This is a genomic window from Brevundimonas sp. (assembly GCF_032017145.1).
In the GTDB taxonomy this organism is placed as follows: Bacteria; Pseudomonadota; Alphaproteobacteria; order Caulobacterales; family Caulobacteraceae; genus Brevundimonas.
In genome coordinates, this window is the sequence record NZ_DALZQC010000135.1 from 1 (window position 1) to 7473 (window position 7473).

A 7473-nucleotide genomic window follows, 5' to 3' on the forward strand; every position below is an offset into this window, starting at 1 on the left:
GCCGGTCAGGGCCCGCGCCGCGTCGGCCTCGACCAGACCCGCACCCGCCGCCTCGGTGTCCAGGGCGTGGCGTTCGGGCGAATCGACGGCGGTCAGGGCGGCGGCCATTCCGCCCTGCGCCCAGGCCGAGGAACAGGCGTTCAGCAGCGGCTCTGGCGTGACCACCAGAACCTTCGCGCCCGCCCGCACCGCCTCCAGCGCCGCCGAAAGCCCGGCCAGGCCCGCGCCGACGATCAACGGCCCGTCATGTCGCGTCCGGTTCACCGTCCCACCCCGAGATAACTCAGCCCCAGTCGCACCGCGCCCGCCGGGTCGCCCTCCGTCACGGGCAGCAGGGCGCCGACCGCCGCCGCCGCGCACACCGCCAGGGTCAGAAGATAGAAGGCCAGGCTCTTGCCCGCCTCGGGCCAGCTCAGCGTGCCCCAGGCCGCGCGCCAGACGCCGCGCTTCATGTGCGAGAAGACCGACAGGGCCAGGAAGGCGGCCAGGATGAACCGGCCCGTGGACAGCCCCCACCAGACCACCGCGACGCCGATCACTAGCAGCACCCCCTGCTCCAACCGGGGATGCACCCGCGTCAGCACCGGCCCCAGCGCCTTGGATCCATCCAGCGGCGGGGCGGGCGCCAGGTTCACCAGATTCAGCAGGGCGATGAAGAAGGCGCCGGCCAGCCATTCGGACTGACCGAGAACCAGACCCACGCCCATGAACGGGATCATGGCCAGAAGGCCGAACGCCGGTCCGGCCAGCGACACCAGAACGCCGTGCCACTCGCTCTTGGGCTCGCGCCGGGCCTTGGCCAGACCGCCTAGGAACGGAATGATGTAGATGCGCGCCGGCCCCATGCCGAGCCGGTTCATGACCAGGGCGTGGCCCGCCTCATGGACGAACAGGCCGATCAGCACGGCCCCGGCGACGATGGCGCTGCCCGTGATCCACCACAGGAAGCCGCCCATCAGGGCGGTGGAGGCCAGGGCCCAGACCAGGCTTTGGTCCTTTTCGACCGGCTGTTCGGCGGCGGGCGCCGCAGCGGCGGAGGCGTGCCGCGTCTCGGGCTGCGGGGACGGTTGGACGTCCCAAGGGCCAGGCGTGCGGCCGGGGGTGCGGGGTGTGGTGTCGATGTCGCTCATGGCGTCCAGATGGGCGCGGGCGTCGGTTCCGTCGCCGGGACCGAACGCCGCGCCTCAGATCAGCTCCACATCCACATGATGACGCGCCTTGACGATGTCGTAGCGGGCCGGAACGGCGGGCGGCGGCAGGTCGATCATCCGCTGGACGGCCAGACGCCCGCGCTCGATCATCTCCTCAGGCACCGTCACCTCGAACTGCAGGTTCACCAGGCAGTCGTGGATGTTCTGCAGCGTGATCCGCTTCATGTGCGGACACAGGTTGCAGGGGCCGACGAACTCGACGCTGGGCACGTCGCCCTTGATGTTGGACGCCATCGAACATTCGGTGATCAGCACCACGCGCTTTGGCCGGCGCTGCTCGACATAGTCGGTCATGGCCGCCGTCGATCCGGCGAAGTCCGAGGCCGCCAGAATCTCTTCCGGGCATTCGGGATGGGCCAGGACCTCGGCGTCGGGCCAGGCGTCGCGCATGTCGGCGATGTCCTGGGCGGTGAAGCGCTTGTGCACCTCGCAATGGCCCTTCCAGGCGATGATGCCCACCGTGGTCTGGGCCGCCACGTTGCGGGCCAGGAACTCGTCGGGGATCAGGATGACGCGATCGACGCCCCATTCCTTCGCCGCCCATTCCACCACCTGAACCGCGTTGGCGGATGTGCAGCAGATGTCGGTCTCGGCCTTCACCTCGGCCGTCGTATTGACATAGGTGATGACCGGCAGCCCCGGATAACGCTGCTTGATCAGCCGCACGTCCGCCCCGGTGATCGAGGAGGCCAGCGAGCAACCGGCCTTCAGGTCGGGGATCAGCACGGTCTTCTCCGGGCTCAGGATTTTGGACGTCTCGGCCATGAAGTGGACGCCGGCCTGGACGATGACCCTGGCGTCAGAGCGCGCGGCCTCCTTGGCCAGGCCCAGGCTGTCGCCGACATAATCGCCTACCCCATGGAAGATTTCCGGCGTCATATAGTTGTGGGCCAGGATCACGGCGTCGCGCTCGCGCTTCAGCCGGTTGATCTCGCTGATCAGCCGCGCCTGCTCGGGCCATTCCAGGGGGGTGACGTGGTCCTTGACCTTGGCCCACACCCCGGCGGTCTCCCGCTCCAGATCCTTCGTCAGACCGAACATGCCGTCCGCCATGACCGCCTTCTCCCTACCCTTATGCTCAAAGTTAGCATAAGCAGAACCAATGTAGGCCGATAGAGGGCGCGCGCAAGAGGAAACCGAGGTCGATGAGCCGAGGCCGCGTTTGGCGGCATGGCCGAAGCGCAAAAACCTTTCCCAAAACCGCCGCCATCGCCTAGACGAAAGCCCGTTTCATTTCCGGCTTCAGCGCGTTTTCGATATTTCCATGCAGGACACCATTCGCCGCATCCTGACCGCCCGTGTCTATGACGTGGCGGAGGAGACGCCGCTCGATCCCTTGCGTCGCCTGTCGGCGCGGATGCAGCGACCCGTCCTCTTGAAGCGCGAGGACCTGCAGCCTGTCTTCTCGTTCAAGATCCGCGGCGCCTACAACAAGATCGCCGGCCTGTCCGAAGGCGAACTGGCGCGTGGCGTCATCTGCGCCTCGGCCGGCAATCACGCGCAGGGGGTGGCTCTGGCGGCGGCGCGTCGCGACACGCCCGCGACCATCGTCATGCCGACCACGACGCCGGGCATCAAGGTCGCCGCTGTCCGGGCGCTGGGCGGCGAAGTCGTGCTGCATGGCGACAGTTTCGACGCCGCCTACGCCCATGCGCGGCAGTTGGAGCAGCAGACCGGCGCCGTATTCATCCATCCGTTCGACGATCCCGACGTCATCGCCGGACAGGGCACGGTCGGGCTGGAGATCGCCCGCCAGCACGCCGATCCGATCCAGGCCGTCTTCGTGCCCATCGGCGGCGGGGGCCTGGCGGCAGGGGTCGCCGCCATCGTCAAATTCCTGCGGCCCGAAACCCGCGTCATCGGGGTGGAGCCGGTCGACGCCCCCACCATGAAGTCCGCCCTGGACGCGGGCCAGGTCGTGACGCTGAACGAGGTCGGCCTGTTCGCCGACGGCGTCGCCGTGCGCCGGGCAGGCGACCAGACCTTCGACCTGTGCAAGACCCTGCTGGACGAAATCGTGCTGGTGGACACCGACGCCATCTGCGCGGCGATCAAGGACATCTTCGACGACAGCCGCGCAATCGCCGAGCCGTCCGGCGCCGTGGCCCTGGCCGGACTGAAGGCCTGGGCCGCCGCCAACCCCGGCGAAGGCTCGCTGATCGCCATCAACTCGGGCGCCAACGTCAACTTCGACCGACTGCGCCACGTCGCCGAACGGGCCGAGATCGGCGAAGGCGCCGAAGCCCTGCTGGCCGTGGCGATGAAGGACGACCGCGACGACTATCGCCGCTTCCTGAACAGTCTGGACGGCCGGTCGGTGACCGAGTTCAACTATCGCTGGTCCGGCGACGGCCAGGCGCAGATTTTCGTCGGGGTGGCGCTGAGGAACGGCCCGCACGAGCGCGACGACCTGATCGCCGCCCTGCGGTCGGGGGGCTACGCCGTCGAGGACATGAGCGACAACGAGACGGCCAAGCTGCACGTCCGTTACATGGTCGGCGGCCGCACGGTGGGCCTGCCGCATGAACGCATCCTGCGCTTCCAGTTCCCCGAACGGCCCGGCGCCTTCCTGCGGTTCCTGAACAGCCTGCAACCCGCCTGGGCCCTGACCCTGTTCCACTATCGCAACCACGGCGACGACGTGGGCCGGGTGCTGGCGGGAATCAGCGTGCCGCCGCAGGACCAGGATCGGTTCTCGGCCGCCCTGGCGGACCTGGGCTATCCCTATGTGGAGGAGACCGACAATCCCGCCTGCCGCCTGTTCCTGGACGGCGCCTGAAGGACCGGCGGCGACGATGCGTCGCATGGGAACGGAGCGATGATGACGAAACCGTCGCATCTTCGTCGCCCACGCGACATGCGACGCCCTTAGCTGGCCCCGGATCGATCCGGGGGACCGCCATGCGACTGTTTTCGACCCTTGCGCTCTGCGCGCTCATCGGCGCGGGCGCGGCCCAGGCCCAGGTGGTCGCGCCGCCCGACCCCGATCCCCTGCCCCCGCCGGCCCAGGCGCCGAACGGACGCTACGCCGCCAAGGGCTGGGCCGACCGGATCGTGCTGTCGCCCGGCGCCGACGCCGCGCGCGAAATGGCCGTGGCCTGGCGCACCGACACGCGCCAGACCGCTGCCGAAGCCCAGATCGCCCTGGACATCGCCGGTCCCCTGCTGGGCCATGCGGCCCGAACGGTGGCGGGGGAAACCCTCGCCGTCACAGCCGAGAACGGTCCGGCCCGTCACCATCACGTCCGCTTCACCGACCTGACGCCCGGCGCCCGCTATGTCTATCGGGTGAAGGCTGCCGACGGCTGGTCCGAATGGCTGCCCTTCACCACCGCCAGGGCCGAGCCTGCGCCGTTCCGCTTCCTCTATTTCGGCGACACGCAGAACGACATTCTGGAGATCGGATCGCGCGTCATTCGCCAAGCCTTCCTGTCGTCCGGCCCCGTCGCCCTGGCGGTCCATGCGGGCGATCAGGTGGCCCAGCGCGAGACCAAGGTGAACGACGACGAATACGGCGAATGGACCGAGGCGGGCGGCTACGCCTTCGCCATGATCCCCCAGGCGGTCGCCGCCGGAAATCACGAATACCGCGACGCCGTGGCCGCCGACGGTTCCGAGACCCGCGAACTGGGACCGGGCTGGACGCCGCACCACGCCCTGCCGGCCAACGGCGCGCCGGGCGCCGAGGCGACCTCCTACGTCTTCGACTATCAGGGGGCGCGGTTCGTGGTGCTGGACGGCACCTCGGCCCTCGACCTGGGCACGCTGGACAGCCAGACCGCCTGGCTGGAGCGCGTGCTGTCCGAAAGCAAGGCGCGCTGGACCATCGTCCTGATGCACCAGCCGATCTTCACCTGCGCGCGGCCCAACGACACCGCCGCCCTGAAGGCCGCCTGGAAGCCGATCTTCGAACGCCACAAGGTGGATCTGGTCCTGCAAGGTCACGATCACTGCTACGCCCGCGTCTCCAACGAGGCCGGGGCCGCCGCCTCCCGCGCGGCGTCCGATGAGGGCCAGCCGACGGGGCCGGTCTATCTGGTGTCGGTGGTCGGCTCCAAGATGTACGGGCTGAACGACCGGGCCGACGTGCAGCCGGTTCGCGCCGCCGAGAACACCGAACTCTATCAGGTCATCGACGTCGCCGACGACCATATCTCCTTCCGGGCCTTCACCGCAGACGGCGGTCTCTATGACGCCTTTTCCCTGAAGCGCGGGGCGGATGGCCGAAATCGTCTGGTCGAAACTGACGCGACGCTGCCCGCCGCCCGACGCTGCGACGGCGCAGCCGGTCCCGACGACCGGCCATGCACGGCCGAGATCAAGGATTGACGACGAAAAGGGGGGCGCTTGCGGCGCCCCCTCTCCGCCTGAGCGTCAGACCGGAAGGATCAGGCCTTTTCGATGGCGGCCGTGATCTGGTCGCTGGAATGGCCGGTCAGGTCCTTGGCGAGCTCGCCGACCAGCTTGCCCTGCAGATCCTTGTGCCAATGCTTGCGCAGTTCGCCCAGGGTCTTGGGCGCGGCGATCACCAGCAGTTCGTCGATCTTGTTGGTGACCGACCATTTGTTCAGCACCTCGGCCACGCCCATGGCGAAGCCGTCCTCGGCCTGGGTGTCGTTGTCGGGATTGGCCTCGTTGGACCTGCGTCCGGCGGAACCTGACACGCGGTCGGCGATGGGCGGGTTCTCCAGCGGGACCAGGGTGATATCGGAACCGTTCGTGTTCTTGAACAGGGCCAGCTTCTCGCCGTCCACCACCGCCACTAGCGCGCCATTGGAAAGTTTCATCGTCGGTTCTCCAGTCTCTTTCGGGCTGTAGGTAACGAACCGGGGCCCGCGCCGTTGCGCGATGCGGTGATCCCATGATGTCGCGCGACAAACTGCAGGGATGTCAGGGCAACCGACCGCCCGCTTCATGGGCCAGCAGCCAGCGTTTGCGTTCCAGACCGCCCGCATAGCCGGTCAGGGCGCCGTTCGCGCCGATCACGCGGTGGCAGGGTACGATGACGCCGACCGGATTTGCGCCGTTCGCCAGGCCCACCGCGCGAACGGCCTTTGGCGCGCCGATGGCGGCCGCCAGCTGGCCATAGGTGCGGGTCTCGCCGGCGGGGATGTCGCGCAGCGCCCGCCAGACCGCGCGCTGAAACACGGTGCCGCCGGTGCGGACCTTCAGCCCGTCGAAGGCGGTCAGGTCGCCGCCGAACCAGGCGTCGACGGCCTCGCGCACCGGCTGAGGCGCCCGGCCTTCGTTCAGCACCACCGCGCCATAGTGCCGGTTCAGCAAACGCCGCAGCCGTGGCTCGTAGTCGTGAAAATCCAGCGCCCGCACCGCGCCATCGGCATCGGTCACGACCAGCACCTCTCCGACCGGCGACGCCAGCCGATCAAGGGTCAGCATCAGGGGCGGCTCAGCCTGTCCGGTCATGTCGAAGCTCCTCGTTCAGGGTCCAGTAAAGGGCGCCGTAGGCCCGCCACGGCCGCCACGGCTCCGCGCGAGCCAGCAGATCGCCGTCGCGCGTCACCAATCGGTCGCTGGGCGCGTCCTGGCCCACATCGATCCAGTCGCCCGCGGGCCTCAACCCCGGCCGGGCCTGGAGCGCGAGGCGCAGGATAGGATCGACCGATAGATCACGCGCGATCGCCTCTGGGTCGGCGGCGAAATCAAACACCCGCCGCACGCGGGCCAGAACGCCCGGCAGGGCCTTCAGCGCGCCGATGCGCGCCTGGACCTCCGCCCTGCCCTGGGCGGCGGGACGCACCGTCACCGATCCGTCCGCGCCATCGACCGCCGCGCGCAGCCGTCGCGTCCAAACGCCCTCAGCCACCGTTTCGTCCGCCGCGCCGCGCGCCGCCAGGGCGCCCATCATGGCCAGCCAGTCATAGGGCGGGCGATAGGCCAGACCGAGCCGGATCGCCCCGCCCGCGTCGCCCCCGGCCTCGCCGCCAGTCTTGCGTCGCCGCAGGTCCGACGGCGCCCGGCCATACAGGGCCTGAAAGGTCTCGTTGAAACGCCGCACGCTGCCGAAACCTCCCGCCAGAGCCACATCGGCCATCGACAGGTCGGTCTCGTGGATCAGTTGTTTGGCCAGAAGCACGCGCCGGGTCTGGGCCACGCTGACCGGGGCGGCGCCCAGGTGCTGGCGGAACAGCCGGCGCAGTTGCCGCTCGCCTAGCCCCAACCGCGCGGCCAGGGCCTCCGTGTCGCCGGCGTCCAGCGCCCCCGCCTCGATCAGGGCCAACGCGCGGCTGACCGTATTCGCGGT

The 7473-nt window shown here is 69.2% G+C and carries 8 protein-coding genes; 2 read left to right on the forward strand and 6 right to left on the reverse strand.

Features of this window, described 5'->3' with window-relative positions:
• The 3 genes from RTU05_RS16105 to nadA form a co-directional block, all read right to left on the reverse strand.
• The coding region (locus tag RTU05_RS16105) for an FAD-dependent oxidoreductase (protein WP_312599345.1) at positions 1-264 on the reverse strand (264 nt) is incomplete at its 3' end.
• Positions 261-1130: a site-2 protease family protein gene (locus RTU05_RS16110; protein ID WP_312599346.1), complete on the reverse strand. Its 870-nt coding sequence runs from the start codon at positions 1128-1130 to the stop codon at positions 261-263. The genes RTU05_RS16110 and RTU05_RS16105, both read right to left, overlap by 4 nt.
• 54 nt (positions 1131-1184) lie before the next feature.
• Positions 1185-2264 carry a quinolinate synthase NadA gene (nadA, locus tag RTU05_RS16115; RefSeq protein ID WP_312599347.1) on the reverse strand — a complete coding sequence of 360 codons (1080 nt, stop codon included), beginning with the start codon at positions 2262-2264 and terminating at the stop codon, positions 1185-1187.
• 211 nt (positions 2265-2475) lie between these two features.
• Here nadA and ilvA point away from each other — a divergent pair, with 211 nt between their 5' ends.
• Entirely contained in the window at positions 2476-3990 is a 1515-nt protein-coding gene (ilvA, locus tag RTU05_RS16120) for a threonine ammonia-lyase, biosynthetic (RefSeq protein ID WP_312599348.1), read from the forward strand.
• A gap of 122 nt (positions 3991-4112) precedes the next feature.
• Positions 4113-5540, forward strand: a complete 1428-nt coding sequence (locus tag RTU05_RS16125; protein ID WP_312599349.1) for a metallophosphoesterase family protein — start codon at positions 4113-4115, stop codon at positions 5538-5540.
• Between the two features lie 59 nt (positions 5541-5599).
• Here RTU05_RS16125 and RTU05_RS16130 read toward each other — a convergent pair whose 3' ends face one another.
• The 3 genes from RTU05_RS16130 to RTU05_RS16140 all read right to left on the reverse strand — a co-directional run.
• Positions 5600-5998 carry a host attachment protein gene (locus RTU05_RS16130; protein WP_312599350.1) on the reverse strand — a complete coding sequence of 133 codons (399 nt, stop codon included), beginning with the start codon at positions 5996-5998 and terminating at the stop codon, positions 5600-5602.
• Between the two features lie 103 nt (positions 5999-6101).
• Positions 6102-6635 carry a methylated-DNA--[protein]-cysteine S-methyltransferase gene (locus RTU05_RS16135; RefSeq protein ID WP_312599351.1) on the reverse strand — a complete coding sequence of 178 codons (534 nt, stop codon included), beginning with the start codon at positions 6633-6635 and terminating at the stop codon, positions 6102-6104.
• The coding region (locus RTU05_RS16140) for an AlkA N-terminal domain-containing protein (RefSeq protein ID WP_312599352.1) at positions 6619-7473 on the reverse strand (855 nt) is incomplete at its 5' end. The genes RTU05_RS16135 and RTU05_RS16140, both read right to left, overlap by 17 nt.